This is a genomic window from Actinoplanes siamensis, from assembly GCF_016862395.1.
Taxonomy (GTDB): domain Bacteria; phylum Actinomycetota; class Actinomycetes; order Mycobacteriales; family Micromonosporaceae; genus Actinoplanes; species Actinoplanes siamensis.
Genome location: NZ_BOMW01000036.1, coordinates 100,235 through 126,004, shown reverse-complemented (window position 1 = coordinate 126,004; position 25,770 = coordinate 100,235). Strand labels below are relative to the sequence as shown.

The following is a 25,770-nucleotide window of genomic DNA, read 5'->3' as shown; positions in this document are numbered from 1 at the left end:
GCCGTACGCCGGAATCGCGTTTCTGATCCTCAGCCCAGCAGCTTGTCCCGCAGGGCGGCGTCCTTCTCCGCGACCAGCTTCTCCAGCCCCGCCTGGAAGTCCGACATCCGCTGCCGCAGCCCCGCGTCGGACGCGCCGAGGATCCGCACCGCGAGCAGCCCCGCGTTGCGCGCCCCGCCGATCGACACGGTGGCCACCGGCACGCCGGCCGGCATCTGCACGATGGAGAGCAGCGAGTCCATCCCGTCCAGGTGCTTGAGCGGCACCGGGACCCCGATCACCGGCAGCGGGGTGAGCGCGGCGACCATGCCGGGCAGGTGCGCGGCGCCGCCGGCCCCCGCGATGATCGCCTTGATGCCCCGACCGGCCGCCGACTCGGCGTAGTCCACCATCTTGCGGACGGTGCGGTGCGCGGAGACCACGCCGACCTCGAACGGCACCTTGAACTCGGCGAGCGCCTCGGCGGCCGCCTCCATGGTCGGCCAGTCCGAGTCGCTGCCCATGATGATGCCGACGACGGGTGCCATCACTTGCCTTCCTGAAGCCACTGGGCGGCGCGCACGGCCCGCGCGCGCACCTCGTCGAGGGAGTCGCCGAGCACCGTCACGTGCCCGATCTTGCGGCCTGGACGGACCTGCTTGCCGTAGAGGTGCACCCGCGCGTCCGGGATCTCGGCGAACAGGTGGTGCAGCCGCTCGTCGAGGGGGATCCCGCCGGGCTCGCCACCCAGCACGTTCGCCATCACGACGACCGGCGCGGCCAGCGCGGTGGAGCCCATCGGATAGTCCAGCACGGCCCGTAGGTGCTGCTCGAACTGCGAGGTCCGGGCGCCCTCGATGGTCCAGTGCCCGGAGTTGTGCGGGCGCATCGCCAGCTCGTTCACCACGATGCCGGCCTCGGTCTCGAACAGCTCCACCGCCAGCAGGCCGACCACGCCCAGCTCGGTGGCCAGGTCGATGGCGAGCTGCTGGGCGGCGATCGCGCGCTCCTCGCCGAGCCCCGGCGCCGGCGCGATCACCTCGACGCAGATCCCGTCCCGCTGCACGGTCTCCACCACCGGGTACGCCGCGACCTGCCCGAACGGGGACCGGGCGACGAGCGCCGCGAGCTCGCGCCGCAGCGGCACCTTCTCCTCGACGATCAGCTGGACGCCTGTCGACAGCAGGTCCTCGGCCGCCTCGCGGGAACCGACCATCCACACGCCGCGACCGTCGTACCCCCCGCGGGTCGCCTTGGCCACGACCGGCCAGGACCCGCCGGCGAACGTCTCGATCTCGTCGGCCGTGCTGACCCGCGCCCAGCGCGGGACCGGCGCCCCGAGCGCCGCCAGGCGCTCCCGCATCAGCCCCTTGTCCTGCGCGAAGACCAGCGCCTTCGAGCCAGGGAAGATCTTCACACCTTCGGCCTCGAGCGCCTCGATGTGCCCGGTGGGCACATGCTCGTGGTCGAAGGTGATCGCGTCGCACTCCTTCGCGAACTCCCGCAGTGCGGAGAGATCGGTGTGCGACCCGATCGGCACGTCCGCCGCGACGAGCGCGGCGCTGTCATCAGGCTTCTCACTGAGCACACGCAGTGACTGGCCGAGGGAGATCGCGGCCTGGTGGGTCATCCGGGCCAGCTGGCCTCCGCCCACCATGCCGACTACGGGCAGACCGGTTCGGGTATCCATCGCCCGCCCAGCCTAGCGACGCGTTTTCCGCTCCGGGAAATCAGCCCGGCGCCGATAGCATGGCCCCATGAGCGCAGAGGTGATCGGCAGGTTCGGGCCTGAGATCATCACGCTCGACGACCTGGCCGCCATGATCGAGGCCGACGAACACGGCCACCGACACGAGACAAGCACGGGGGAACGCTCTCCGCGGTTCCGTTGCGCCGGCTCCTGGACGCCGAACCCTCCCGGTGGAGGACTGATCAGCGGGTGAGGCGGGCGATCAGGTCCTGCGCGGTGGTGACCGGGCGGTCGCAGACGAAACCGCGGCAGACGTACGCCGTCGGCCTGCCGTCGATCATCGGCCGGCCGGCCAGCAGCGGGACACCGGGCAGGTCCGGAGCGCCGGCGACGATCACCGTGCCGCCCGGCGCCTCGCGGTAGGCCTCGGTCACCAGCGGATCGGACAGGTCGTTCGTGGCGACGGCGATCTCGTAGGGGCCGCTCAGCGCCGCCTCCGCGACCGTCGCCGAATAACCGGCGAAGCGCGGATGCCCGCCGATCAGCGGGCCCACCGTGGCCAGGGCCGCGTCCGCCGCCTCGCGGTACGCCGTCGCACCGGTCAGCGCCGCGTACGACACCAGCGCCGCGCAGATCGCCGCCAGCCCGGACGGCGTGGCGTTGTCGGTCGGGTCGGCCGGTCGGGTGAGCAGCTTCTCGGCGTCGTCCGCGGTGTCGTAGAAGCCGCCCGACCCGGTGCCGAAACGGGCCAGCGCGACATCCAGCAACTCCCCCGCCAGCCGCGACCACCGCGGATCCGCGGTGATCTGGTGCACGGCGAGGAACGCCTCGGCGACGCAGCCGTAGTCCTCCAGCACCCCGGCCGGCTCGCCGGCCCGGCCGTCCCGGGAGACGCGCCGCAGCCGCCCGTCCACCAGATGTCTGTCGGCCAGCACGCCGGCCAGCTCGGCAGCGGCGGCACGAGAGGCATCAGAACCGGTCAGTACGCCGTGCTCGGCCAGCGCCGTGACGGCCAGCCCGTTCCACGACGCGACCACCTTGTCGTCGCGGGCCGGCTGCGGGCGTGCCGAGCGTGCGGCCAGCAGTCGGGCGCGGACGTCCTGCCAGCGGGCCACCAGCTCGGGGTCCGCGGCGTCGATGTCGCGGCCCAGCACCAGCACGCTGGTGCCGTGCTCGAACGTGCCCCGCGGCGTGACCCGGAACAGGTCGGCGGCCCACCGCCCGTCCTCGGCGCCCAGCACCTCGGTGAGCTGGTCCGGGGTCCACGCGTAGGTCAGTCCCTCGACGCCGTCGGTGTCCGCGTCCAGCGCCGACGCCAGCCCACCGGCCGGCGTGGCCAGGTCGCGCAGCAGGAACGCGGCGGTCTCGTCGGCGATCCGGCGGGCCAGCACGTCCCCGGTGAGCCGCCAGAGCTGGGTGTAGACCCGCAGCAGCAGCGCGTTGTCGTAGAGCATCTTCTCGAAGTGCGGCACGGTCCAGTGGGCGTCCACCGAGTACCGCGCGAAGCCGCCGGCCAGCTGGTCGTAGATGCCGCCGCGGGCCATCTGCTCGCCGGTGTGCCGGACCAGCTCCAGGGCCTCCGCGGAACCGGTGCGCTCGTGGTGCCGGAGCAGGAACAGCAGGTCCATGTGCGGCGGGAACTTCGGGGCGCCGCCGAAACCGCCGTACGTGTGGTCGTGCTCCTTGGCCAGACCCCGCGCCGCGGCAGTCAGCGTCTCCGCGGACACCTCCGCGGCCGGCCCACCGACCATCTGGGCGCCGCCGACCGCCTCCACCACCGCCTGGCCCTGCTTGACCACCGCGTCCCGCTGGTCGCGCCACGCCGTGGTGACCGAGCTGAGCAGCCGGGTGAAGCTCTGCCGGGGAAAGTACGTCCCGCAGAAGAACGGATCGCCGTCCGGGGTGGCGAAAACGGTCATCGGCCAGCCGCCCTGCCCGGTCATCGCCTGCGTGGCGGTCATGTAGACGGCGTCCACGTCGGGCCGCTCCTCGCGGTCCACCTTGATCGCCACGAAGCCCTCGTTGAGCTGCCGGGCGACGTCCTCGTCCTCGAACGACTCGTGCGCCATCACGTGACACCAGTGGCAGGCCGCGTAACCGACCGAGATCAGCACCGGCACGTCGCGCCGGCGCGCCTCCTCGAACGCCTCGGCCGACCACTCCCACCAGTCGACCGGGTTGTCCCGGTGCTGCTGCAGGTAGGGCGACGTCGCACCCGCGAGGCGGTTGGCCATCCTGGCACTCCTGACCTGGCACTCGTGTGTCCCGGATCGTCCCGTGACACACGAGTCTGACACACGAGATCGTATGGGACCGGCTTCTGCATCCCCAGCTTGCCGGCGTTCATTCACCCGCCGAGGTCCGCCCGCGGGTGGACGTCATGCGCGGGTTCCCGGCCGCCGGCACGCCGTGGTCCCGCGAGACGACCGGCGCCGATGGGTCGGGTCCGTTCCGCCGCGGGGCCGGGCGGGGCTCAGGAGGCGCCGTCGGCGCGCAGCTGGGTGATCGGGGCGGACGAGGAGCTGCTCCGCAGCTGGGAGAGGGCCTGCACGATCTTGTCGGCGGGCATCGGCTTGCAGAAGTGGTAGCCCTGGGCGGACGGGCAGCCGAGCGCGATCAGCGCCGCCCGCTGCTCGATCGTCTCGATGCCCTCGGCGACCACCCGGACGCCCAGGCGGGCGCCCAGCTCGACGGCGCCGCGGACCACCGCGCCGGCGGCCGGCTTGTCGATCATCTCGTCGACGAACGAGCGGTCGATCTTGATCTCGTCGACCGGGATGCGGGTGACCGAGGAGAGCGAGGAGAAACCGGTGCCGAAGTCGTCCAGCGACATCTGCACGCCGGTGGCCCGCAGCCGGGCCAGCACCTCGTCGACGATGTCCTGCTCGCTGACCGCGACCGACTCGGTGATCTCCAGGACCAGGCGGGAGGCCGGCGTGCGGTGCCGGCGGAGAGCCTCGGTGACCTGGGCCGGGAAGGTGGGATCGGTCAGGCTGCGGGCCGAGACGTTCACCGAGACCGGTACGTCGATCCCGTGCGCCGTCCAGTCCGCGGCGGCCGCCAGCGCCAGGTCGAGCACCCGGCGGGTGAACGGGATGAGCAGCTCGCTGCCCTCCACCGTGGGCAGGAACTCGGCGGGCGACAGCTGCCCGCGCCGCGGGTGCCGCCAGCGGACCAGCGCCTCGCAGCCGGTCGGCTCGGCGGTCACCAGGTCGACGGCGGGCTGCAGGTGCAGCACGATCTGGTCGTCGGCGGCGAACGCGTCCTGCAGCTCGGCGAGCAGGGCCAACTGGTCGGTGCTGCTGGCGTCCTGGCCGCTGTCGTACGTCCCGACGGTCAGCCCCTGCTCCTTGGCCCGCCCGGTGGCCAGGGCGGCTCGCCGCAGCAACTCGTTCACCTCGACGTGCCCGGCCGGGGCGACCACCGCGCCGACGGTCACCTCGACGGCCAGCCGCACGCCGGCCACCTGCATCGGCAGCCGCAACTGCTCGACCAGCTCGCGGGCCCGGCGCAGCGCCTGGGACAGGTTGTGCGGCGCGCCGTGCGCCCAGCCCGCCGGGTCGGCGAGCGCGGTCAGGGCGGGCAGCAGCAGCGCGAACTCGTCGTCGCCGGTACGGGCGACCAGCTCGCCGGGGCGGGCCTGGCCGGTGAGCCGCTCGGCGATCACCCGCAGCACCTCGTCGCCGCCGCCGTGCCCGAGCGTGCTGTTCACGTCCCGGAAGCGGACGACGTCGAGCAGCAGCAGGGCGGCCGGGCGGCCGCGCTCCCCGGCGCGCAGCACCACGTCGCCGTCGGTCACCAGCGCGGACCGGTTGATCAGCCCGGTCAGCGGGTCGTGCACCCGGTCGTGGGCGACCCGGGCATCCAGCTCGGCGATCCGCTGGTGGGCGGCCGCGTCGTGCAGGGCCCCGGCCAGCGCGTCACCGTACGCCGTGATCGCCGCCTCGTCGTGCGGCACCGGCGGCGCCGGCTCGCCCAGCCACACGGTCAGCTCGCCGACCGGCCGGCCGGCCACCGCCATGCTGTGGGTGACCGCCGGGCCGGAGCGGCCCACGTCCGGGTGCCGCCCCGGCCCCTCCTGGCTGTAGCGGCGGCTGCCCCGCTCGGAGCGCAGCTCCAGCTCGGCCCGGCGGGCGCCGAAGACGTCCAGGGCCCCGCGCAGCCCGGCGCGGGCCACCTCGGCCTCGGTGGTGCCGGGCAGCCGCGCGGTGGCGGTGGCGAACGCCTCCCACATCCGGCGCTGCTCGGCGGCGCGCAGGTGGAAACGGTAGGTCCGGTGCAGCAGCCAGAGCACCGGGCCGAAGGCGATCAGCCAGAGCGGCTCGCGGACCAGCGCGAACACCGCGCAGAGGCCGACGATCACGTTGCCGGCCGACATCGGCACCTTGGCGTAGAGCACCTTGGCGGCGATCTGGCCGGGCGAGGCGTCGCGCTGCAGGGTCAGGGTGAGGACCACCAGCGCCAGCGTGATCAGCAGGTACGTCGCGGCGCCGGCGGCCAGGGCCAGCGCCAGCCGCCCGCTGCGCACCCCGGCGTCCCCGGCCAGCACCGAGGTGACCAGGGCGGCCGCGGACACGCCCAGGGTCATCGAGGCGACCAGGTGGACGATCTCGGCGATGTCGCGCAGCCCGGTGAGCCAGGCCAGCAGCAGCCAGGCGGCGCCGATGCCGGCCAGGGTGGCGGCCGGCAACCAGCCGGCCGGGCAGACCACCAGGCCGACCACCACTGCCGCTTCGGCCCAGCTCACCGACACCGCTTCCGGGCCGAGCCGGAAGCGCAGGCCGGCCAGTTGCGCGATGGCGGCCAGCACGGCCGCCACGAGACCGCCGTCGACAGCCGAGAGCGGGCTGCCGGGCGTCAGGCGGGCCGGCTGCAGGGCGCCGAGCAGGACGGCGGCCAGCGCGGCGACGACCACGGCGACGGTGAGCACGCGTGCCGGCCGGTGGGCCCACTGGGGAGCGCTCATCGTCGCGTCCCCGCGAAGAGGGGCACGGGACGATGCACGTGCAGATGCGGGATCGAGAGTCGGCGCCGGACAGTCTGCATCTCGGCGCCCCCTTCCGCGCAGGGTCCAGGAACCGTGTGGCCCCCGGCGGAAGGCTAAATCAATCCCGATGAACGCAACAGGGCTTGACGGTGGGCGAGTGACCACACTCGCCACCCGCCGCGGGCCGGAAGACGGACGCGGCGGGCCACCGGATGATCACGGTGTGGCGCGACGGGAGTCCGATGCGGACTCGTGTTTCTCCTCGGGAACCGCCGCCACCTCGTCTTCCGCGGCGCCGGCGGTCTTGGCCGATCGATCCGCTTCGACACCCTCGGCGACATCGCCGCCGGAGCGCTCAAGGTCCGCATTGAGACGCGCGATTTCCGCCACACGTTCGCGCTCGGCCTCGTCGTCGAAACTGTCGGGAAGCCGACGAATGCGCTTGTTCATGTTGCGGATCAGCAGCACGGTCGCAATGCACATCAGCACGACCAGGAACAGCCCCATGGGGCCGGCCAAGCCGCCGTCACGGGTGTCCCCGAAGTTGTTGACCGCGATAATGTCCACGCCTTCCAGAATACTGCTCAGGCGGCTTCGACCTTCTCCCGGATGCCCGCGAACAGGTCGGACTCCGGCACCGGGCTGTCCACCACCGAGCGCGCCAACTCGAAGTCCTCGGTCGGCCACACCTTCTGCTGCATGTCCAGCGGGATGTGGAACCAGAACCCGTCCGGGTCGACCTGGGTGGCGTGCGCGCGCAGGGCGTCGTCGCGCACCTCGAAGTACTCCCCGCACTCGACCCGGGTGGTGATCTTGTCACCGCGGTCCTGCCGGTCCGACCATTTCTCCAGCCACTCCGTGTACGGCGACTCGAGGCCCGCCGCCAGCATCCCCTCGTGCAGCGCGAGCATCCGGGCGCGGGTCCAGCCGGAGTTGTAGTACAGCTTCAGGGGCTGCCACGGCTCGCCCAGCTCCGGGTAGAGCTCCGGGTCCCCGGCCTGGTCGAAGGCGACCACCGAGATCTTGTGGCACATGATGTGGTCGGGGTGCGGGTAGCCGCCGTTCTCGTCGTACGTCGTCATGACGTGCGGCCGGAACTCGCGGATCAGCTTGATCAGCGGCTTGGCCGCCTCCTTCGGGTCCTGCAGGCCGAAGCAGCCCTCCGGCAGCGGGGGCAGCGGATCGCCCTCGGGCAGCCCGGAGTCGACGAAGCCGAGCCAGGCCTGCTCCACGCCGAGGATCTCGCGGGCCCGGTCCATCTCCTTGCGGCGGATGTTGGTGATGTCGGCCAGCACCTCGGGCCGGTCCATCTTCGGGTTGAGCACGCTGCCGCGCTCCCCGCCGGTACACGTGGCGACGAGCACCCTGGCGCCCTCGGCGACGTATTTCGCCATCGTGGCGGCACCCTTGCTGGACTCGTCGTCCGGGTGCGCGTGCACTGTCATGAGACGCAGTTGCTCTGCCACGTTGATTACCCTCTCGACCAGGCCTGCCGTCGGCGGGCCGGGACCAGCTGCGAAGATGGACTCTGCCATTCTGGCCGATCCCACCGTCAACGAACGCACGAGAGGCCCTCAGGTGAGCGAGACGCGCGCCACAGCCCCGGTCTTCCCGCCCGGCCGGTACGGGCGGCGCCGGGAGGGCGGTCGGCGCAGGACGCTGCCGATCATCGTGGCCGCCGTCGTGTTCGGGATCGCCGCCCTCGGCGTGGCCTGGGCCTATTACCAGAAATTCGGGCAAACGGATTACCACCCGGAGATCATCGGCTGGAACGAGCCCACCGACGCCGAGATGGTGATCAAATTCAGTGTCCGGGTTCCGGCCGGCGAGACCGCCTCGTGCGTGCTGCGGGCCCGCGACTATCAGGGCTACGAGCTGGGCACTCGCACCGTCACCGTGCCGGCGCGAGCGGGTGGCGGCGAGGTCGTGGTCAGCGAGACGGTGCCGACCACCGCCCGTGGCTCGGTGGGTGACGTGATGAGCTGCCGCCCGGTCGGCTGACCCCGTCGGGAGATCGACCGATCCGGCGGAATGCGTACCGCTGGTAAGGTTGGTGATTCGCTGCGTTCATGACGCACTCAAAATCGTGAACTGCCCGTTCCCGCTTTGGCACTTCCCGTTCCAGCAAGGAGATCGACCGTGTCCAGTTCCGAGGCGCCGAAGACCTGGCTCTCCCAGGACGCTTACGACCGGCTGCAGGCCGAGCTCGACGAGTTGATCGCAGCCCGCCCGGCGATAGCCGCCGAGATCAACGCGCGGCGCGAGGAGGGTGACCTCCGGGAGAACGGCGGCTACCACGCGGCTCGTGAAGAGCAGAGCCGCCAGGAGGGCCGCATCCTGTACTTGAAGGAGTTCCTGCGCAACGCCGAGGTCGGCGAGGTCAAGGCCGCCGACACGGTGGTGCCCGGCTCGGTCGTGACTATCTACTTCGACGACGACCAGGACGACACCGAGACCTTCCTGCTCGGCTCGCGCGAGATCTCCTCGACCACCGACCTCACGGTGTACTCGCCGGAGTCGGCGCTCGGCACGGCGATCCTCGGCGCGCGTCCCGGCCAGACCGTGACCTACACGGCGCCCAGCGGCGCCGACATCAAGGTCACGGTGGTCAAGTTCGGCGCCTTCGAGGGCTGACCCTCTCAGGCCGCGGCGAGCTCGCGGCGCACTCGCTCGTAGTGCGCCGTGAGCTCCTCGTCCATCCGGTCCAAATCGGCGCCGGTCACCTGGACCGCCGCCGGCCGCCCCGCTCGCGCGGCGATCAGCCCGGCCCGCGACCCGCACGGCGGGTGAGAAGCGAAAAGCGACACTTCGGTACGACGGCTGAGCTGCCGGTATGCCACGACGTCCACGGACAGCTGGTTCCGTGCCTGATCCGCCGCCGCCCGCCAGGCCGCCGCGCTGTGGCCGGCCCGCGCCTCCCGCCGCACCACGGTGTCGATCGCGTCGCCGAACAGCAACTGGTCCAGCAGCCGGATCGCCGCATCGCTGCCACCGGCGCGCGCCGCCATCTCGTCCGCCAGGTACTCGGCCCGCTGCGAGTCCCGCATGCTGATCCACACCAGCACCAGGTGCAGCAGCAGGAAGAACCGGGCCGCGGCCCGAGCCAGGAGCTCCACCGCCGTCTCCACCACGCCGCTCCCCCGCTTCGCCGGCCGCAACAGGTGCGCCACCTGTCCCAGCGTGGTCTCCGCCGCCTGGGTGACCAGTCCCCGCCGGACGTCGCCGTTCACGAAGTGACCCAGCTCGTGTCCGAGCAACGCGACCCGCTCCTGCGGGTCCAGCACGCTCCACAGCGGGGCGCCGAGCGCGAGCACCCGCCGACGGCGCAGCCCGATCGTGATGGTGAAGGCGTTGCGGTCGGCGATCAGCAGCACCACGTCCGGCATCGGCGCGCCGACCGTCCCGGCGACCCGCTCGATCAGCGCGAACAGTGTCGGCGCGGTGGCCCGGTCCAGTTCGTGGGCGTCCTCGGGGAGCCGGCCCAGCCGGGGCCGCAGCGCCACCGCGATCAGCACCAGCAGCGCTCCGAGCAGGTTGACGGGGCTGAAGAAGTCGTAGGTGAGCAGCCAGATCCCGGTCGCCAGCAGCGCGGCCACAGCGGCCAGCAGCAGCACCGACACGGCCACCGTGACGATCCGGGCCGCCGACGTCCCGCGGCCGATCTCCGGCGCGCCCTTCAGCTCGGCGAACTGCCGCTCGGTCAGCCAGAATGCGGTCCGGAACAGTCGCCGGTCCACCCAGCGCCAGCCCAGCTCAGGGCTTCGCTGCTCCGGATCGAAGCGGTCCAGGCTCCACTCGCAGGCCGGGCACCACGGCTCGGCCGAACGCTTGCTGATCGTCTCCGCCGCACACCTCGGGCAGCTGTCCCCCGCCGACACGGGTCATGATCATGCCGGACGGCGCCGGCCCCGGCAAGGAAGAAACCGGCGGCGGCCGGCGGGGTCAGACGCCGGTCAGCAGGGACACCCGGTAACCGGCCTCGCGCAGGGCGCCGATCAGCGCCGACGAGTGGGCCGGGCCGCGCGTCTCCACCGACAGCGCCACTTCCGCCTCGCCGAAACTCAGCCGCGGGCTCTGCCGGCTGTGCTCCACGTCCACCACGTTGGCCCGCTGCTCGGCGATCTGGCCCAGCAGCCGGGCGAGCTCGCCCGGCCGGTCCGGGCAGCGCACCGCCAGGCGCAGGAAGCGGCCGGCCGAGGCGAGACCGTGCTCGATCACCCGGAGCAGCAGCATCGGGTCGATGTTGCCGCCGGACAGGACCGCCACCACCGGGCGGCCGTCGCGCGGCGGCTGGTACGCGCCGGTGAGCAGGGCGGCCACCCCGGCGGCGCCGGCCGGCTCGACCACCATCTTGTGCCGCTCCAGCAGCACCAGCAGCGCCGCCGACAGGTCCTCGTCGGTGACCGTGACGACGTCGTCGACCAGCTTGGCGACGTGCGCGAAGGTCAGGTCGCCGGGCCGCAGCACGGCGATGCCGTCGGCGATCGTGACGCACGTGTCGAGCTTCTGCGGGGAGCCGGCGGCCAGTGAGGGTGGGAACGCGGCCGCGCCGCTCGCCTGCACCCCGATCACGCGCAGATCGGGCCGCAGCGCCTTGGCCGCGACCGCCAGGCCGGAGACCAGCCCGCCCCCGCCGACCGCGGTGATGATCGTGCCGGCTTCCGGGCACTGCTCCAGGATCTCCAGCGCGAGCGTGCCCTGCCCGGCGATCACGTCCGGGTGGTCGAACGGGTGGATCAGCACCGCGCCGGTCCGGCGGGCGAACTCGTGCGCCGCGACGAGCGCGTCGTCGACGCTGGCGCCGGCGTACTCGACGACGGCGCCGTACCCCTTGGTCGCGGTGACCTTGGGCAGCGGCGCGCCCTCCGGCATGAAGACGGTGGCGTGGATGCCCAGCAGCCCGGCGGCGAGCGCGACGCCCTGGGCGTGGTTGCCGGCGCTGGCCGCGACCACGCCGCGGGCGCGGTCCGCCGCGGAGAGGCGGGCGATCCGGGTGTACGCCCCGCGCACCTTGTACGACCCGGCCCGCTGCTGGTTCTCGCACTTGAGCCAGACCGGCACACCGGTGATCTCGGTGAGCGGCCGGGAGATCACCAGCGGCGTGGTCTTCACGACCCCGCCGAGCAGGTCCCGGGCCGCTTCGATGTCGGCCAGGGAGAGCAGGTCGGTCATGGTCACCTATCGTGCCACCCGCCCGGCGGCGGGTCGCCGGGCGGCTCTCCGGGGGTGTCGCGCGCCTCGCTCGACACGCCCGGGAACGCCGGCCAGGTAGCCGCCGCCGGACATCAGCAGCGCCTCACCCCTCCCGGACACGCCGCAGCGACCAGCCGGGTGGGCGCGGTCGGCCCCCAGGGCCGCCTCACCGCTCTTGGGACACCCCTGGGACCAGCCGGGAGCGCGCCGCGGGGTCAGACGAGGGCGTGACGCTGCCAGGGGTTCCGCATCTCGAACTGCCCGGCCAGGGAGAGCAGCAACAGCTCCGAGTCGGGCGGCCCGACCAGCTGCACCGCCAGCGGCAACCCGTCCGGACGGAAGCCCACCGGCACCACGATGGCCGGCAGCCCGGCGAAGTTCCACGGCGCCTGATACGGCGCGTACCTCGTGTTGGCATGCATGTTCCGCACCCAGGACAGCGACGAGAAGGAGAGCGCCGACGGCGGCGCGGTGGCCAGCGCCGGGGTGAGCAGCACGTCCACCCCGCGGTCGGCGAAGAACCGGATGGACCGCTCCCGCCAGGCCGCCCGCTGCGACTCCCGGACCAGCCCGGCCCGCGTCGCCGCCCGGCCGAGCTTGATGTGCCGCCGGGTGCGCGGCTGCAGAGCACGAAGATCAAGACCCGCCGAGTTCCGGTACGCCCCGGCGAACCAGGTGGCCAGCACCCCGAGCGCGACGGCGCTCGGATAGGTGGGATCCGCGCCCACGGTGTCGTGCCCGGCGTCGACCAGCAGCTTCGACGCTCTGGTGACCGCCGAGACGTTCGCCTCGTCCGGCTTGACCCCGGCCACCGGCGAGCGCAGCGACACCCCGACCCGCAGCTTCGACGGCTCCACCAGCTTCACCGACGCCTGCCCGGACAGCACGCTGAAGCCCAGCGCAGCGTCCGCCACCGTGGTGGTCAGCACCCCGTTCTCCACCAGGCCGAACCAGTCCTTGTCGCCGAAGTCGACAGGCACCACGCCGCGGCCCGGCTTGAGCCCGACCAGCCCGCAGCAGGCCGCCGGGATCCGGATCGAGCCGAGACCGTCGTTGCCCTGCGCGATCGGGACCAGCCCGGCCGCCACCGCGGCGGCCGAGCCACCGGAGGAGCCGCCGGGCGTACGGTCGAGGTCCCACGGGTTGCGAGCCGGCCCGTCCTCGTCGTCGGTGGTCGCCCAGAGGCCCATCTCGGGCATCTTGGTGACGCCGACGACCACCGCGCCCGCCCCGCGCAGCCGCCGGACCACCTCGTGGTCCTCCTCGGCCACCTCGCGGGTGCGGGCCGCCGCCGAGCCGTGCCAGGTGGGCAGGCCGGCGACAGCGGTGTTCTCCTTGACCGCCACCGGCACCCCGGCGAGCGGGAGATTGGCGAGATCCTCCTGGTCGTCGACCTTCTCCGCCTCGGTGATCGCCTCACCGCCGCGGACCACCCGGAACGCGCCGAGCGCCGGGTCGGAGATGGCGATCTGTTCCAGGTGGTCGGCCACGACCTGGGTGGCGTTGGTGTCCCCGCGCCGCACCGCCCGGGCGATCTGCTTCGCGGTGGCGCCCACCCAGGTCGTCGTGTCCATGCGCAGAGTCTCCCGCTTTGAATGCGTTAGCCGAGCGCCTGCTCGAGGTCGGCGAGCAGATCGTCAACGGTTTCGATGCCGACAGACAGTCGCACGAGATCGGCGGGAACTTCAAGCGCTGAGCCCGCAGCCGACAGATGTGTCATCTGGCCCGGGTGCTCGATCAGCGACTCCACTCCACCCAGCGACTCGGCCAGCACGAAGAGCTTCGCCCGGTTGCAGATCTCGACCGCCTGCTCCGGCCCGCCGGCCGCGCGGAACGAGACCATCCCGCCGAAGCGGCGCATCTGCTTGGCCGCCGTCTCGTGGCCGGGGTGGGTGTCCAGCCCCGGGTAGAGCACCTGGGCCACCATCTCGTGCTCGCTCAGGTAGCCGACGATCCGCTCCGCGTTGTCGCAGTGCCGGTCCATCCGTACCCCCAGGGTCTTGATCCCCCGCAGGGTCAGCCACGCGTCGAAGGGACCGTTGACCGCGCCCATCGCGTTCTGGTGGAACGCCAGCTCGTCACCGAGCCCGGCGTCCGAGACCACCAGGCCGCCGCCGACCACGTCGGAGTGCCCGCCCAGGTACTTGGTGGTGGAGTGGATCACCACGTCGGCGCCGAGGGCGAGCGGCTGCTGCAGGTACGGCGAGGCGAACGTGTTGTCCACGGCGAGCAGCGCGTCGTATTCGTGGGCGAGCCCGGCCAGCGCGCTCACGTCGGCGATGTTGAGCACCGGGTTGGTGGGCGTCTCGGCCCAGATCAGCCGGGTGTGGCCCGGGCGGAACGCGGCGCGCACCGCGTCCAGGTCGTCGAGCGGGGCGGCGGTCCAGTCCAGACCCCAGCGCTCGGCGACCTTGGCGAAGAGCCGGTAGGTGCCGCCGTACGCGTCGTTCGGGATGACCACGTGGTCGCCGGGCCGGCAGACCGTACGCAGAAGCGTGTCCTCGGCCGCGAGGCCGCTGGCGAAGGCCAGCCCGCGCCGGCCGCCCTCGATCGCGGCGAGGCACTCCTGCAGCGCGTCCCGGGTCGGGTTGCCGGACCGGCTGTACTCGTAGCCGAGCCGCGGGGCGCCGACCGCGTCCTGCGCGTAGGTACTGGTCTGATAGATGGGTGGAACCACCGCGCCGGTGCGGGGGTCGGGATCTTGACCCGCGTGGATGGCGAGAGTGTCGAACCCGTAATCGTCGGTCGTCATGTAGCGCAACGCTAGTCTCACCTTGTGGCCGACTGCGTGTTCTGCGGGATCGTGGCGGGAACCATCCCCGCATTCAAGATCACCGACGAGGACGAGGGTGTGGCGTTCCTTGATAGCAGGCCGGTCTTCAAGGGGCACGTTCTGGTCGTTCCGCGCCCGCACGTCGTCCAGCTGATCGACCTGCCCCCGGCCGACATGCCCGGGTATTTCGGACTCGTTCAGCGGATCGCCCGGGCCGTGCCCACCGCGCTCGGCTCCACCGGCACCTTCGTGGCGGTGAACAACCTCGTCTCCCAGTCCGTCCCGCACCTGCACACCCACGTCGTCCCCCGGACCAAGGGCGACGGCCTGCGCGGATTCTTCTGGCCCCGGCACAAGTACGCCGGCGACGACGAGGCCACCGAATTCGCCGAGCGCATCGGTAAGGAATACCGCCGCGTCGGCGTTACAGAGAGCGGACGAAGGGAGTGACCGTGTTCCTGCGGCACAAGAAGCTTGACCTGCCCACCGCCGACACCGCCCTGCCGGGCCGGCTGATCTCGATGCCGGTCGCCGACAAGCACGAGGTCCTCGGCACTCCGCTGGAGGGCCCGTGGCCGACCGGCCTCGAGGTCGCCGTCTTCGGAATGGGCTGTTTCTGGGGCGTCGAGCGGATCTTCTGGCAGCTGCCGGGCGTCTGGTCCACCTCTGCCGGGTACGCCGGCGGGTTCACCGCCAACCCGACCTACGAGGAGGTCTGCTCCGGCACGACCGGCCACAGCGAGGTGGTCCAGGTGGTCTACGACCCCGGCAAGATCGGCTACGAGCAGCTGCTGAAGACGTTCTGGGAGAACCACGACCCGACCCAGGGCATGCGCCAGGGCAACGACGTCGGCACCCAGTACCGGTCGGTGATCTACACCACCACCGAGGCGCAGGCCGAGGCCGCGCGGGCGTCGCTGGAGGCGTTCCAGCCGGTGGTTACCAGGGCCGGGCTCGGCCAGATCACCACCGAGATCAAGCCGCTCGGCGAGTACTACTACGCCGAGGACTACCACCAGCAGTACCTGGCCCCGACCAAGAACCCCAACGGGTATTGCAACCACGGCCCTAATGGCCTGACTTGTCCCACTGGGGTCGCGAAGACTGCCTGATCCTTTCAACGAGCGGCCATCGCCACCTGGACGGTGGCCGCTCCTGCGTATTACAGTTTGTCTTATGTCCACGATTACATTCCGCGCAGACGACGACGTTGATCAGGCGCTGGCCGAACTGGTGTCCGGCGACCGCGACCGCTCACAGGTCATCCGGGATGCGATCCTTGCCGCCTGGCGCGCCCGCCGTGAGGAACAGATCCGTGCCGAGGCGGAGGCCGTCGCTGCCGATGCCGATGATGTCGCCGAGGCGCGCGCGGTTTTGGCGGACATGGAGACGCTTCGTGCGTGGTGACGTCTACGAACTCAAGGCACCCCGGGACGCGCGCGGCCACGAACAGCGCGGCAATCGATACGCCGTCGTAGTCCAGTCCGATCTGCTACCGCTGTCAACGTGGCTCGTCGCGCCGACCTCCACCAGCGCACGGCCGACCAGCTTCCGGCCGGAGATCGAGATTCAAGGCAAGAACACGTATGTGCTCGCCGAACAGACAGCGGCCATTCAGCCCGAACGACTCGGCCGACTCGTCGGTCACCTTTCACACCAGGAGATGTCGGCACTCGAAGACGCGCTGCGCCTCGTCCTTCATCTCTAACACCGCGCGCCGGGCCGCCATCCGTAGCACCACACCGTTCGCCAGAGTCCAAGAACCCGAACGGGTATTGCAACCACGGCCCCAACGGCCTGAGTTGTCCCATTGGCGTGGCCAAGACGGACTAGAACCACAGGTCACCGGGCTTACGGCCCGGTGGCCCGTGGCGCCGAGCCCTTCAAATTTTGTACAGACTTCGCGCCAGTTAGTGCCTATACTTCGAGCATGACTGCCGTGCCGTTCACCGACGCTCGCAACCGTCTCTCGGAACTCATCGACGAGGTGACCTCGACCCACGAGCGGATAGAGATCACCAAGCACGGCCACGCCGCCGCGGTGCTCATCTCCGCCGACGATCTCGCGGCGCTGGAAGAGACTCTGGAAGTCCTGTCCAGCGCCGAGGCCATGCGGCAACTTGCCGAATCCAAGGCGGCGGTCGAGGCCGGTGACGTCCTCGACGCCGATGAACTCGCGGCGTTGATGGCAAAGCGGTCGAAGCGGGCACGATGACTGGCGCTGCCCCCGACCGCTACCGACTTCAGGTCGCCGGCCCGGCCGCACGCGCCTTGGCCGGACGGCTGCCACAAAAAATCGCCGCAGCGGTCTACGAGTTCATCACCACCTACCTCCTCGACAACCCGCATCGCGTCGGCAGACGACTGCTTCTACCGCCGTTCGAGGGGACTTGGTCGGCCAGACGGGGCACGTATCGCGTCCTCTACGAAATCAATGAAGACGACCGCGTCGTGACCGTAACGGCAATCGAGCACCGCGCCGACGCCTACCGGTCGCGTTGACTCAAAGGCGCGAATCAGTACATCCCTGTTCGCGAGGGTCCAAGAACCCGAACGGCTACTGCAACCACGGCTTGAACGGCCGGTCCTGCCCGATCGGCGTGGCCAAGGCCGACGGCTGATCACTCGGTCAGCTTCGGGTGTGACGGACCAACTGAGACGATCCGGCGGTCCGCGTCCGGGCAGTGCCAGATTCGGCCGCCGGCCGTCACCTCGTATTGCCATTGGTCGAGGCGTTTGCCACCGATCCCGCGATGCGCCAAGGGACCGTGGAGTCGATGCTGCCGCGCCGGATTTGTCGGCGCGGTAGGTCGTCCGGCGAGAACGATCCACGCCTCCCAGGTGTTCGACCGGGCCGTCTGGCACAGATGCTCCCACCCCTTGGCGGCCTCGGACGTGGCGAACCGCGCCTCCCACCCGCCCGGTTTCCCCGGCGGTGCGACCCGATCGCCTCGCTTAGCAGGCATCAGCGTCACCATCCACGGGAGCGGGCACCGGTCCCAGGTTCTCGTTCAACGGGCCGCTCAGCTGGCGTAGAAGATCCGGATCGGCATAGACCATTGCCGTCGACTTCCACCCACGCAGCATCTCGGCCAGCACCGACCATTGCCCCAATTCAGCCGATATCCTGGCCGCCTTGATGAATTCGGCGACGAACTGGGCGACCGCGTCGGACGGCAGTAGCCCGAGCCAGGGAAACTCTTCGCTCAGCGCTGCCGCGGCCGTCTCGACAGGAACGTGCGCCAGAAGGTTGCGAAGCGCCCGCACGGTGGCGATGGCTCCTTCGCCGGATGTTGCTATCCGATCTTCCCGGGTCAACAGCAGGTCGGCGCCATCCCTGCGGCGCACACGCACGTCACCGGCATCGGCCAGCGCTGCGACGCTCTTCGGGTCACGCTGCAACTCGCTCCACTGCACTTCCTTGACATCCACAACGCCAATTCTGAACTTTTTCAGAACTCCTGGCAAGGCGGGTAGCCAGGGGCTCGGACCGATCGGCGCCCAGCACAGCAGCACCTTGGCGGCCTCGGACGTGGCGAACCGCGCTTTCCACCCGCCCGGTTTCCCCGCACGGATCCCCGCACGAGGGCCGGCGGGCCGCCGTGGTCGCGGCGGAGGCGATCGAATGTCTCGGACGCCCGCGCCCGCTTGCCGCCGGATGTTCCCGTCCGTTAGCGGGACGGGCAAGCGGGTATGCCGTGAACCGCTGAAAAAGGGGGAGACACCGAGAGAGGACGTGAACCGATGGTGGCCGACGGGCCGAAGACGCCTGCTGCGGAGCTGGACCTCCTGGAGGAGGAGATCGCCGAGCTGGAACGGGGCACCACGGAGCTGCGCCGCCGGATCGGCGAACGGACGGAATACCCGACCGACCCGGCCGAGGTGTCGCTGCTCCTGACCGAGGCGGAGGAGCAGGAGGCGATCCTCGCCAGCCTGAAGGAGCGGCGTGACGCGCTGAAGGATCGCCTCGGCCAGCCGTAGAGCGCCTTCGGGTCCTCCTTGGGTGGACGGTCTGACCTTGCCGAGACCGTCAGTGAGCTTCCGAGCCTCTTCCTTACCTTGGCCATGACCATGTTCCGTTCCTGCTCAGGGGCTACGGAAGTCTCGACATGCGGCCGTACCCGACGCGACCGGCCACACCCGGGCGCGTCGGATTTGCATATGGCATGGCCGGCTCGTTAGAGCGCCCATTCCGCGGGTAGCCCGCGAATTCTGTATCGGAAGCTCTCGCGTAAGGGGCGATCACCATGAAGTTTCCGGAGTTCATCTCGAAGGTGGCCGAACGCGCCTCGTTGCCCCGGGAGGAGGCCGACGCCATCACCCGGGCGACGCTGCGGACCCTCGGCGAGCGGATCACCGGCGGCGAGGCGCGTGACCTCGCCGCGCAGCTGCCCCGCGAGCTGCAGGACAGCCTGACGTCGGCACCGGAGAAAGCCGAACAGTTCGACCTCGACGAGTTCGTTCGCCGGGTCGCCGAGCGGGCCCAGGTTGCACCGGACGACGCCCGCCACGGTGTGAGCGCGGTGTTCCAGACGGTGGAGGAGGCCGTCAGCTTCGGCGAGTTCGACGACGTGATGGCCCAATTGCCGGACGAGTTCGGAGCCCTCGCCAAGCCGATCATCCTGCCCTGATTCCCTGTGGGGGATCGGTTATCGAGGGTGTGGTTGCCTGACGGTCCGTGATGGTGTCGCGGAGGACCGGGGTTGGGGAAGGTCGCCTCGTTAGCGCTTCGAGCGCCGATTTGGTCATGTCCCGTGAGGGCATGGTGAGGGCCTTCCCCAGCCGGCCCGGACCGGCCGGTGATCCGCAAGACAGGTCCGGACACCACGCCGGGATTCACCCCGGGAGTAGCGGTGTTTCACGCGATAGGGGGAAACGATCGACATGTCCCGAATTCCCGCCCACACTCGAAAGTGAGACACGCGGGAGGTGGATCATGTCACCGAGTTCGACGGACGAGGCACCCCATTCCGGTTATCGCGAGACCCACCGTGAGCGCTACCGGAACGCCGCCGAGCACGACGCCTGGGCGCAGGCCGAAGCGATGATGGAACAGGCCCGGGCCATGCTGGTCGAGGCCGAGAACGCGCTGGAGACCTGGAAGACCGGCAAGGAGCTGAACAGGCTACGGTGCGAGCGCCGCGGCATCGAGCCGACCGACGCGGAGATCCGGTGGTCGGCGACGACCACCGCGAAGAACGCGATCACCAACAACAACTTCTACGTCTCGCTGGCGACCATGTACTACGGCGCGGCGTCCGCGAACTATTCGCGCGCGCTCTACCTGAGCAACCGCGGAACGGCGCGGGTCTGACCGGTGCGGCGGCTGTCCGGCCCGCGCCGGACCGGCGAGGCGGTGAGCCCGGTGCTCGGCGCCGACCCGGCCGGCGCCCGTGGTCACCGCGCTACAGGTCCGTCGGCAGGTCGTGCTCGGCCACCGGGGTGGCGTCCGGTCGCGGCGGCGCGGCCTGCGCCTGACTCGCCGGCGCGACGAGCGCCAGCCCGAGGACCGCGCCGGCCCCGATGAGCTTGAGGCCGGCCAGGGAGACCTGGCGGGGATCCGGCTTCTCCATGCACTACTCCTCAACTGCGGCGAATCCCCACGATGCCAGGGCAAGCTGTGGGATCGCTGTGTCAAAGCCGCGCGTGCGGGCACCATTGATCGGGTGGAGACCGCGACCGAGACCGAACGCAAGTACGACGTACCCGAGACCTTCGAGCTTCCGGACCTGGCCGGTGCGGCGGGCATCACACAGGTCGCCGGCGCCGAGATCCACGACCTCGACGCCACCTACTTCGACACCGAGGACCTCCGGTTGATGAGAAGCCGCCGGACTCTTCGGCGGCGATCCGGCGGGCACGACGCCGGCTGGCACCTGAAGACCCCGGCGGACGGGAACGGCCGCAGGGAGCACCGGATGTCCGGCGCCGGCGACGAGGTGCCCGACGAGCTGCGCGCCCTGGTCCGGAGCATCGTGCGGCGTCACCCACTGGCGCCGGTGGCACGGTTGCGGACCCACCGGGTGGAGACCCCGCTGCGCGACGAGTCGGGCCGCACGCTGGCGCTGATCGCCCAGGATCAGGTCCGCGCCGAGTCCGGCACGAAGCATCTCGCCTGGCAGGAGGTCGAGGTCGAGCTCGTCGACGGTGACGAGAGCGTCCTGGACGCGGTCGAGCGGGCCCTGCTGGAGGCCGGCGCACAGCCGGCCGCGGGCCCGTCGAAGGTCGCCCGCGCGCTCGCCGGCCGGCTGCGGAAGGCCACCGGCGAGATCAACAACAAGATCAACCCCGTTTCCCGGTACGCCCGTGAGCAGCGCGACGCGATCCTGGAGCACGACCCCGCCGCCCGCCGTGGCGAGGAGGACGCCGTGCACAAGATGCGCGTCGCGACCCGGCGACTGCGCAGCACCCTGAAGACCTTCCGCCGCTGGTTCCCCGCGGAGGGGACCGCCGATCTCGGCGGCGAGCTGCGCTGGCTCGCCGGGGTGCTGGGCGCGGTCCGTGACCCGCAGGTGCTGGAGGGCAAGCTGCTGTCCGGCCTGCGGGACGCCGGCCCCGACTTCGCGCCCACCGCCCAGCGGATCCGGGCCGCCCTGGAGCAGCGGGTGACGAAGGGCCGCGAGGACCTGGCCGAAGCCCTGGACTCGGACCGCTACCTGGACCTGCTGGACCGGATCGACGCGCTGGTCGACCGCCCCGTGCCGGGCGCCGGGAACCCGGCGAAACGCGTCCGCAAGATACTCGCCAAGGCGGACGGCCGGCTGGACACCGCGCTGGCCGACGGCGTCGACGAGGAGCTGCACGACGCCCGTAAACGGTACAAGCAGGCACGGTACGCGGTGGAGGTGCTCGCCCCGTACTCCGGCAAGTCCGCGAAGCGGCTCGTCAAAGCGCTCACCGATCTGCAGGACGGCCTCGGCGCGCACCAGGACTCCAGGGTCGCGAGGGAAACGCTGCGGGAAATCGGGCCGGACAATTTCCACTTCGGCGTTCTCTACGGTCGGCAGGAGGCAGTGGGTAAGGAGACGCTCATCGCCGTCCCCGCACTGGTGCGGGCGTCACGGCGCAAGAAGGTCCGTCGCTGGCTGGTGAAGGCGTGAAAGATGAGCACTGAGGTGGAGTCGCAGCAATTCGAGGAGGCGATCACGCACCCCTACGAGGGGCCGATCGCCGAGCTGACCGGTTACCGGGTGGTCGACGACGAGGACGACGACCCCCGGCTGCTGAAGGCCGACGGCACCCCTGTCGACACCTGGCGGGAGGACTACCCGTACGACGAGCGGCTGGCCCGCGCCCAGTACGACCACGACAAGCGGCTGCTCCAGATCGAGCTGCTGAAGCTGCAGAACTGGTGCAAGGACACCGGCGAGCGGATGGTGATCCTCTTCGAGGGCCGGGACGCGGCCGGCAAGGGCGGCACCATCAAGCGCTTCATGGAGCACCTCAATCCGCGGGGCGCGTCAGTGGTGGCGCTGGAGAAGCCGAACCAGCGGGAGAGCACCCAGTGGTACTACCAGCGCTACATCAAGCACCTGCCGTCCGCCGGTGAGATCGTGCTCTTCGACCGTTCCTGGTACAACCGGGCCGGCGTCGAGCGGGTGATGGGCTTCTGCAGCCGCCAGGAGTACCTGGAGTTCCTCCGGCAGACCCCGGAGCTGGAGCGGATGCTGGTCAACTCGGGCATCAACCTGATCAAGTTCTGGTTCTCGGTGACCCAGGGCGAGCAGCACACCCGCTTCGCGATCCGGCAGGTCGACCCGGTCCGGCAGTGGAAGCTGTCGCCGATGGACCTGGAGTCGCTGGACAAGTGGGACGACTACACGGAGGCCAAGGAGGCGATGTTCTTCTACACCGACACCGCCGACGCGCCGTGGACCGTGGTGAAGAGCAACGACAAGAAGCGGGCCCGCCTGGAGGCGATGCGGCACGTACTGTCCCGCTTCGACTACACGAACAAGGACGAGCACGTCGTGGGCCGGCCCGACCCGCTGATCGTCGGCCCGGCGTCGCTCGTGGTGGAGAGCCCCGACACCTCCCCGCACGTATTCCCGAAGCTGTAGTGATTCAAAACCGTTGGCGCGTGCCGCGACGGGTGGTTAACGTGGCGGTACACGTGAAGGGAGGTGGTCCGAAGTTGTATAGCAACGGGACTCGTGAGGTGGCTGTCCGCTAGCCGCTGTCCTTGACAGCTTCGTTTCAAAGCGTCGAGACCGTGTGGCAGCGGCCGGCGAGTACCAGACAGCCACCCGACCCCCGGGGATCCGGCCTTGTCCGACCGGACCATGGTCCCAACCGACCATGGAAGTCCCCGGGGGTCGCTTCATATCCGTGGGGATCCGTCATGCGCGAGCTCGTCGTCCTGGGCACGGCCAGTCAGGTCCCGACCCGGCACCGCAACCACAACGGCTACCTGCTCCGGTTCGACGACGAGGTGATCCTCTTCGACCCGGGCGAGGGCACCCAACGGCAGTTGCTGCTGGCCGGTCTCGCGGTCACCCCGATCACCCGGATCTGCGTCACCCACTTCCACGGCGACCACAGCCTCGGCCTGCCCGGCATCCTGCAGCGCATCTCGCTGGACCGGGTGCCGCACCCGGTCACGGTCCACTATCCGGCCGGCGGCCAGGAGTTCTACGACCGGCTGCGGCACGCCACGAGCTACTGGGACAACGCCGACATCGTGCCGTCCCCGGTGTCCGTACCTTCCGCGGCCCCCGCGCCTTCCGCGGCCTTCGAGGTGGAGACCTCCGCCGGGCGCCTCACGGCCCTGCCGCTGAGACATTCGATCGAGACGTACGGATACCGCCTCACCGAACCGGACTCGCGTCGCATGCTGCCGGAGCTGCTCCGCGCCCACGGCATCACCGGCCCCGCGATCGGCGAGCTGCAGCGCGCCGGCCGTCTCGGCCCGGTCACGCTCGACCAGGTCAGCGTCGCCCGCCCGGGTCAGAGCACGGCGTTCGTGATGGACACCGGCCTGTGCGACAACGTGTTCGCCCTGGCCCACGGCGTCGACCTGCTCGTCATCGAGTCCACGTTCCTGGCCGAGGACGCCGGCCTGGCCGCCCAGGTCGGCCACCTCACCGCCGGCCAGGCGGCGACGGTGGCCCGTGAGTCCGGCGTCCGCCACCTGGTGCTGACGCATTTCTCCCAGCGCTACCAGGATCCGTCCCGCTTCCTCGACGAGGCTCGCAAGGAGTTCGACGGCCCGATCACCCTCGCCGAGGACCTCCAGCGGATCCCCTTCCCGGCCCGCCGCTGACCGCAGCCCACTCCCGTTCGCCGTTTCTCCCGGCGTCGGCCCGGACCCTTCCCGCCTCACCCTCCCGCCCGCGGCTCACCCACGGTTCCCGCTCTCCCCGGCGCGGACGCCCGGCCCGGCTTTGCGCCCGGGACTAACGTCGTGCCCATGACCGTCGTGCTGCGCCCCGCCGCCGAGTCCGATCCGGCCCGGGTCGGCGTCCTGCACCAGTGTTCCCGGGTGGCCGCCTACTCCGGCTTCCTCCCGCTGGACGTCCTGGAGTCCCGCGGCGCGGAGTTCTTCAGCGAGTGGTGGACCGAACGCTGGCGCTGGGAGCGGGACACCCACCGGCTGACAGTGGCCGAGGAAGACGGCGAGCTGGCCGGCTTCACCTACATCGGTCCCAGCGAGACCCCGGACGCCGCCGAGCTCTACGCCATCCACGTCGACCCGGCCCGGACCGGCACCGGCATCGGCCGCGCCCTGATGGTCCAGGCCCTGGCCGACCTGCCGGCGATCGGCGGCAGCCGAGCGGTCCTCTGGGTCCTCACCGAGAACCACACCGCCCGCGCCTTCTACGAGAACGGCGGCTGGAAACCCGACGGCGAAACCCGCACCGAGCCGATCAACGACCTCCCCGCCTCCCAACTGCGCTACACCCACCCCTTGTGACCCTCACCCGCCCCGGGTAGGCGCGAGGCGGCGTGGCCACGTGCCGGCCCGGGGAGGGCGCGCCGGCTCGCGAGGCGACGCCCGACGGCGTGCCGGCCGGGTCGCGGGCCGGGCACGCTCGACGCGAGTGCACCCGCACACACAGGCACGTCGCGGGCGCGACGCGGGCGGCCGGAACAAGGGCCAGCGGCGTCGAGGGGTGTCTCACGGGCCGTGCGACACCCCTCGACACCAGCTCCGGTCCGCGGCCGTGGATGGAGCCGGAGCCGGCCGTCAGAACAGCGGGCGCAGCGCGGAAGCGTGGAAATAGGTCAGCCCGCCGCGTGGGGGCGGCGGGCTGCCGGTTGGGCGGGAACGCGCGACCGAGTGAATGCGGGGGAACCTGTGGTCGCGCGCTCCCGCCAACCGCCCCGCTGAGAACCGGTGCGCCTGGCCGGAGGCGCGGACCGGCGGAGGCGTGCCGGTCCGTGGTCCGGTTCAGAAGCGGGCTTGGGCGCGGGAATACCGGAGCGCTGGCGGGGCGCCCCGGCGTCACCGCCGGGAGACGTACGCCGGGCCGGGAAGCCAAGGCCTGCCGGGGGACGGTCAAGCTCTGCGGCGTCGTCGCAGTCCGTGGGTCAGTCGGCGTACCTCCGATGATGGTGGTTGCGGCCGCGGTCGGTCATCGCGACCGGCAGGCTGTTCAAGTCGTGGCGTAGGGTCCAGGCCTCGCGCCAGGGGCGGCGGGACACCGCGTCGGCCCGTTCCGCCAGGCGGCGGGCCGAGCACGGCCAGCGCCATCCGCACCAGACGCACTTGCCCTCTCGATCGGCGGTGATGTGGCGGCCCAGCATCAGCTGCGCGTCCCGCCACAACAGGCGATCAACGATGTCGCCGGATGCCGCCTCTTCGACGTCGACCATCCCCTACCCCTTCGTCCGGGAGTGGCTCATAGCTCCGTCACGACACATACAACCGCGACCACTGGACACCTGGTCGGACTGTGTGTGCGACTGCGGCGACTATCCGTAACCGCTGATGTCCACAGTGCTCCGGAACGGCCGTTCGCCGCGGACAACGCATCAACCGACATCGAAGGCCAGGCACGTGGGTGTCATGCCGCCAGGGATCCCGGACAAGCCGGCACGGGCGCCGCAGCAATCGGCACGAGCGCTGAGGAGGCCGAGGCGGCGTGCCGGCCAACGGGGACAAGGCGCCGCAGCGGCTGACGCCGGCACCGGTGATCGGAGTGGGCC

The 25,770-nt window shown here is 71.1% G+C and carries 29 protein-coding genes and 1 pseudogene; 17 read left to right on the top strand and 13 right to left on the bottom strand.

Translation table 11 applies throughout. The annotated features are described in order from the left end of the window. Positions 1–29 precede the first annotated feature (29 nt). A complete protein-coding gene (gene purE, locus Asi03nite_RS20300) occupies positions 30–527 on the bottom strand; it encodes a 5-(carboxyamino)imidazole ribonucleotide mutase (protein WP_203681937.1) in 498 nt (165 codons plus the stop codon). Continuing rightward, complete coding sequence (locus tag Asi03nite_RS20295; RefSeq protein WP_203681935.1) at positions 527–1,669, bottom strand: 5-(carboxyamino)imidazole ribonucleotide synthase; 1,143 nt, start codon at positions 1,667–1,669, stop codon at positions 527–529. The genes purE and Asi03nite_RS20295 overlap by 1 nt, the downstream gene beginning before the upstream one ends. A 67-nt stretch (positions 1,670–1,736) precedes the next feature. Between Asi03nite_RS20295 and Asi03nite_RS20290 the strand changes: the two genes are divergently transcribed. Then, positions 1,737–1,922 (top strand): hypothetical protein, encoded by a 186-nt coding sequence (locus Asi03nite_RS20290; RefSeq protein WP_203681933.1) that lies wholly within the window; start codon positions 1,737–1,739, stop codon positions 1,920–1,922. Here Asi03nite_RS20290 and Asi03nite_RS20285 read toward each other — a convergent pair. The 4 genes from Asi03nite_RS20285 to mca form a co-directional block, all read right to left on the bottom strand. Continuing rightward, a complete protein-coding gene (locus tag Asi03nite_RS20285; RefSeq protein WP_203681932.1) occupies positions 1,912–3,903 on the bottom strand; it encodes a thioredoxin domain-containing protein in 1,992 nt (663 codons plus the stop codon). The genes Asi03nite_RS20290 and Asi03nite_RS20285 overlap by 11 nt on opposite strands. A 239-nt stretch (positions 3,904–4,142) precedes the next feature. After that, positions 4,143–6,635 carry a putative bifunctional diguanylate cyclase/phosphodiesterase gene (locus tag Asi03nite_RS20280; protein WP_203681930.1) on the bottom strand — a complete coding sequence of 831 codons (2,493 nt, stop codon included), beginning with the start codon at positions 6,633–6,635 and terminating at the stop codon, positions 4,143–4,145. A gap of 237 nt (positions 6,636–6,872) precedes the next feature. Next, a complete protein-coding gene (locus Asi03nite_RS20275) occupies positions 6,873–7,223 on the bottom strand; it encodes a hypothetical protein (protein ID WP_203681928.1) in 351 nt (116 codons plus the stop codon). Between the two features lie 17 nt (positions 7,224–7,240). Next, positions 7,241–8,122, bottom strand: coding sequence for a mycothiol conjugate amidase Mca (gene mca / locus Asi03nite_RS20270; protein WP_203681926.1), 882 nt, complete (start codon positions 8,120–8,122; stop codon positions 7,241–7,243). Between the two features lie 55 nt (positions 8,123–8,177). Here mca and Asi03nite_RS20265 point away from each other — a divergent pair, with 55 nt between their 5' ends. Then, positions 8,178–8,657: a DUF4307 domain-containing protein gene (locus tag Asi03nite_RS20265; RefSeq protein ID WP_203681925.1), complete on the top strand. Its 480-nt coding sequence runs from the start codon at positions 8,178–8,180 to the stop codon at positions 8,655–8,657. A gap of 138 nt (positions 8,658–8,795) precedes the next feature. Continuing rightward, positions 8,796–9,290: a transcription elongation factor GreA gene (gene greA / locus Asi03nite_RS20260; RefSeq protein WP_203681923.1), complete on the top strand. Its 495-nt coding sequence runs from the start codon at positions 8,796–8,798 to the stop codon at positions 9,288–9,290. A gap of 5 nt (positions 9,291–9,295) precedes the next feature. On the opposite strand, the gene Asi03nite_RS20255 is transcribed toward greA, so the two are convergent. The 4 genes from Asi03nite_RS20255 to Asi03nite_RS20240 form a co-directional block, all read right to left on the bottom strand. Further along, the gene (locus tag Asi03nite_RS20255) at positions 9,296–10,534 is read right to left on the bottom strand and encodes a M48 family metalloprotease (RefSeq protein WP_239102800.1); all 1,239 of its coding nucleotides are present in this window, start codon (positions 10,532–10,534) and stop codon (positions 9,296–9,298) included. Positions 10,535–10,598: 64 nt separating this feature from the next. Beyond that, positions 10,599–11,828: a threonine ammonia-lyase gene (gene ilvA / locus Asi03nite_RS20250; protein ID WP_203681921.1), complete on the bottom strand. Its 1,230-nt coding sequence runs from the start codon at positions 11,826–11,828 to the stop codon at positions 10,599–10,601. Between the two features lie 236 nt (positions 11,829–12,064). Beyond that, positions 12,065–13,423: an amidase gene (locus tag Asi03nite_RS20245; protein WP_203681919.1), complete on the bottom strand. Its 1,359-nt coding sequence runs from the start codon at positions 13,421–13,423 to the stop codon at positions 12,065–12,067. 26 nt (positions 13,424–13,449) lie between these two features. Then, complete coding sequence (locus tag Asi03nite_RS20240) at positions 13,450–14,601, bottom strand: cystathionine gamma-synthase (RefSeq protein WP_203681917.1); 1,152 nt, start codon at positions 14,599–14,601, stop codon at positions 13,450–13,452. Between the two features lie 24 nt (positions 14,602–14,625). On the opposite strand from Asi03nite_RS20240, the gene Asi03nite_RS20235 reads away from it, so the two are divergent. The 7 genes and pseudogenes from Asi03nite_RS20235 (at position 14,626) to Asi03nite_RS20205 (ending at position 17,124) form a co-directional block, all read left to right on the top strand. After that, positions 14,626–15,072 (top strand): HIT family protein, encoded by a 447-nt coding sequence (locus Asi03nite_RS20235; RefSeq protein ID WP_203681915.1) that lies wholly within the window; start codon positions 14,626–14,628, stop codon positions 15,070–15,072. A gap of 2 nt (positions 15,073–15,074) precedes the next feature. Beyond that, positions 15,075–15,734: a peptide-methionine (S)-S-oxide reductase MsrA gene (gene msrA, locus Asi03nite_RS20230; protein WP_203681913.1), complete on the top strand. Its 660-nt coding sequence runs from the start codon at positions 15,075–15,077 to the stop codon at positions 15,732–15,734. A gap of 64 nt (positions 15,735–15,798) precedes the next feature. After that, positions 15,799–16,029 carry a hypothetical protein gene (locus Asi03nite_RS20225; RefSeq protein WP_203681911.1) on the top strand — a complete coding sequence of 77 codons (231 nt, stop codon included), beginning with the start codon at positions 15,799–15,801 and terminating at the stop codon, positions 16,027–16,029. Then, entirely contained in the window at positions 16,019–16,330 is a 312-nt protein-coding gene (locus Asi03nite_RS20220) for a type II toxin-antitoxin system PemK/MazF family toxin (protein ID WP_275409481.1), read from the top strand. Before Asi03nite_RS20225 ends, Asi03nite_RS20220 begins: the two co-directional genes overlap by 11 nt. A 47-nt stretch (positions 16,331–16,377) precedes the next feature. Beyond that, positions 16,378–16,455 (top strand): annotated as a pseudogene (locus Asi03nite_RS20215) (peptide-methionine (S)-S-oxide reductase MsrA); the annotation flags it as partial. Positions 16,456–16,552: 97 nt separating this feature from the next. Further along, positions 16,553–16,837, top strand: coding sequence for a type II toxin-antitoxin system Phd/YefM family antitoxin (locus Asi03nite_RS20210; RefSeq protein ID WP_203681909.1), 285 nt, complete (start codon positions 16,553–16,555; stop codon positions 16,835–16,837). After that, positions 16,834–17,124, top strand: coding sequence for a type II toxin-antitoxin system RelE family toxin (locus Asi03nite_RS20205; protein ID WP_203681907.1), 291 nt, complete (start codon positions 16,834–16,836; stop codon positions 17,122–17,124). Before Asi03nite_RS20210 ends, Asi03nite_RS20205 begins: the two co-directional genes overlap by 4 nt. Positions 17,125–17,577: 453 nt before the next feature. On the opposite strand, the gene Asi03nite_RS20200 is transcribed toward Asi03nite_RS20205, so the two are convergent. Then, positions 17,578–18,054 (bottom strand): hypothetical protein, encoded by a 477-nt coding sequence (locus Asi03nite_RS20200; RefSeq protein WP_203681905.1) that lies wholly within the window; start codon positions 18,052–18,054, stop codon positions 17,578–17,580. Positions 18,055–18,366: 312 nt separating this feature from the next. Between Asi03nite_RS20200 and Asi03nite_RS20195 the strand changes: the two genes are divergently transcribed. The 3 genes from Asi03nite_RS20195 to Asi03nite_RS20185 all read left to right on the top strand — a co-directional run bounded on the left by Asi03nite_RS20195 (position 18,367) and on the right by Asi03nite_RS20185 (position 19,936). Continuing rightward, positions 18,367–18,603, top strand: a complete 237-nt coding sequence (locus Asi03nite_RS20195; RefSeq protein WP_203681903.1) for a hypothetical protein — start codon at positions 18,367–18,369, stop codon at positions 18,601–18,603. Positions 18,604–18,869: 266 nt separating this feature from the next. Beyond that, entirely contained in the window at positions 18,870–19,253 is a 384-nt protein-coding gene (locus Asi03nite_RS20190; RefSeq protein ID WP_203681901.1) for a DUF2267 domain-containing protein, read from the top strand. Positions 19,254–19,558: 305 nt separating this feature from the next. Further along, positions 19,559–19,936, top strand: a complete 378-nt coding sequence (locus tag Asi03nite_RS20185; protein WP_203681899.1) for a hypothetical protein — start codon at positions 19,559–19,561, stop codon at positions 19,934–19,936. A 91-nt stretch (positions 19,937–20,027) separates the two neighbouring features. Here the strand turns inward: Asi03nite_RS20185 and Asi03nite_RS20180 are convergent, their stop codons facing one another. After that, positions 20,028–20,195 carry a hypothetical protein gene (locus Asi03nite_RS20180; RefSeq protein ID WP_203681897.1) on the bottom strand — a complete coding sequence of 56 codons (168 nt, stop codon included), beginning with the start codon at positions 20,193–20,195 and terminating at the stop codon, positions 20,028–20,030. Between the two features lie 93 nt (positions 20,196–20,288). On the opposite strand from Asi03nite_RS20180, the gene Asi03nite_RS20175 reads away from it, so the two are divergent. From Asi03nite_RS20175 to Asi03nite_RS20160, 4 genes are all read left to right on the top strand, one after another. After that, positions 20,289–21,722 carry a CYTH and CHAD domain-containing protein gene (locus Asi03nite_RS20175; protein ID WP_203681895.1) on the top strand — a complete coding sequence of 478 codons (1,434 nt, stop codon included), beginning with the start codon at positions 20,289–20,291 and terminating at the stop codon, positions 21,720–21,722. 3 nt (positions 21,723–21,725) lie between these two features. Then, positions 21,726–22,682 carry a polyphosphate kinase 2 gene (ppk2, locus tag Asi03nite_RS20170; protein ID WP_203681893.1) on the top strand — a complete coding sequence of 319 codons (957 nt, stop codon included), beginning with the start codon at positions 21,726–21,728 and terminating at the stop codon, positions 22,680–22,682. Positions 22,683–22,963: 281 nt separating this feature from the next. Next, a complete protein-coding gene (locus Asi03nite_RS20165) occupies positions 22,964–23,884 on the top strand; it encodes a ribonuclease Z (protein ID WP_203681891.1) in 921 nt (306 codons plus the stop codon). Positions 23,885–24,031: 147 nt separating this feature from the next. After that, the gene (locus Asi03nite_RS20160) at positions 24,032–24,535 is read left to right on the top strand and encodes a GNAT family N-acetyltransferase (RefSeq protein WP_203681890.1); all 504 of its coding nucleotides are present in this window, start codon (positions 24,032–24,034) and stop codon (positions 24,533–24,535) included. A 617-nt stretch (positions 24,536–25,152) separates the two neighbouring features. Here the strand turns inward: Asi03nite_RS20160 and Asi03nite_RS20155 are convergent. Continuing rightward, positions 25,153–25,437: a hypothetical protein gene (locus Asi03nite_RS20155; RefSeq protein ID WP_203681889.1), complete on the bottom strand. Its 285-nt coding sequence runs from the start codon at positions 25,435–25,437 to the stop codon at positions 25,153–25,155. Positions 25,438–25,770 lie beyond the last annotated feature (333 nt).

What these genes read in the sequence shown, in the direction of transcription:
- Asi03nite_RS20160 (WP_203681890.1), top strand. Translation starts at nt 24,032, where the DNA reads ATGACCGTCGTGCTGCGCCCCGCCGCCGAGTCCGATCCGGCCCGGGTC.
- Asi03nite_RS20245 (WP_203681919.1), bottom strand. Translation starts at nt 13,423, where the DNA reads ATGGACACGACGACCTGGGTGGGCGCCACCGCGAAGCAGATCGCCCGG.
- ppk2 (WP_203681893.1), top strand. Translation starts at nt 21,726, where the DNA reads ATGAGCACTGAGGTGGAGTCGCAGCAATTCGAGGAGGCGATCACGCAC.
- ilvA (WP_203681921.1), bottom strand. Translation starts at nt 11,828, where the DNA reads ATGACCGACCTGCTCTCCCTGGCCGACATCGAAGCGGCCCGGGACCTG.
- Asi03nite_RS20225 (WP_203681911.1), top strand. Translation starts at nt 15,799, where the DNA reads ATGTCCACGATTACATTCCGCGCAGACGACGACGTTGATCAGGCGCTG.
- Asi03nite_RS20290 (WP_203681933.1), top strand. Translation starts at nt 1,737, where the DNA reads ATGAGCGCAGAGGTGATCGGCAGGTTCGGGCCTGAGATCATCACGCTC.
- Asi03nite_RS20165 (WP_203681891.1), top strand. Translation starts at nt 22,964, where the DNA reads ATGCGCGAGCTCGTCGTCCTGGGCACGGCCAGTCAGGTCCCGACCCGG.
- purE (WP_203681937.1), bottom strand. Translation starts at nt 527, where the DNA reads ATGGCACCCGTCGTCGGCATCATCATGGGCAGCGACTCGGACTGGCCG.
- Asi03nite_RS20280 (WP_203681930.1), bottom strand. Translation starts at nt 6,635, where the DNA reads ATGAGCGCTCCCCAGTGGGCCCACCGGCCGGCACGCGTGCTCACCGTC.
- Asi03nite_RS20240 (WP_203681917.1), bottom strand. Translation starts at nt 14,601, where the DNA reads ATGACGACCGACGATTACGGGTTCGACACTCTCGCCATCCACGCGGGT.
- Asi03nite_RS20185 (WP_203681899.1), top strand. Translation starts at nt 19,559, where the DNA reads ATGTCACCGAGTTCGACGGACGAGGCACCCCATTCCGGTTATCGCGAG.
- Asi03nite_RS20195 (WP_203681903.1), top strand. Translation starts at nt 18,367, where the DNA reads ATGGTGGCCGACGGGCCGAAGACGCCTGCTGCGGAGCTGGACCTCCTG.
- Asi03nite_RS20285 (WP_203681932.1), bottom strand. Translation starts at nt 3,903, where the DNA reads ATGGCCAACCGCCTCGCGGGTGCGACGTCGCCCTACCTGCAGCAGCAC.
- Asi03nite_RS20210 (WP_203681909.1), top strand. Translation starts at nt 16,553, where the DNA reads ATGACTGCCGTGCCGTTCACCGACGCTCGCAACCGTCTCTCGGAACTC.
- Asi03nite_RS20265 (WP_203681925.1), top strand. Translation starts at nt 8,178, where the DNA reads ATGGACTCTGCCATTCTGGCCGATCCCACCGTCAACGAACGCACGAGA.
- Asi03nite_RS20295 (WP_203681935.1), bottom strand. Translation starts at nt 1,669, where the DNA reads ATGGATACCCGAACCGGTCTGCCCGTAGTCGGCATGGTGGGCGGAGGC.
- Asi03nite_RS20180 (WP_203681897.1), bottom strand. Translation starts at nt 20,195, where the DNA reads ATGGAGAAGCCGGATCCCCGCCAGGTCTCCCTGGCCGGCCTCAAGCTC.
- Asi03nite_RS20155 (WP_203681889.1), bottom strand. Translation starts at nt 25,437, where the DNA reads ATGGTCGACGTCGAAGAGGCGGCATCCGGCGACATCGTTGATCGCCTG.
- Asi03nite_RS20205 (WP_203681907.1), top strand. Translation starts at nt 16,834, where the DNA reads ATGACTGGCGCTGCCCCCGACCGCTACCGACTTCAGGTCGCCGGCCCG.
- Asi03nite_RS20190 (WP_203681901.1), top strand. Translation starts at nt 18,870, where the DNA reads ATGAAGTTTCCGGAGTTCATCTCGAAGGTGGCCGAACGCGCCTCGTTG.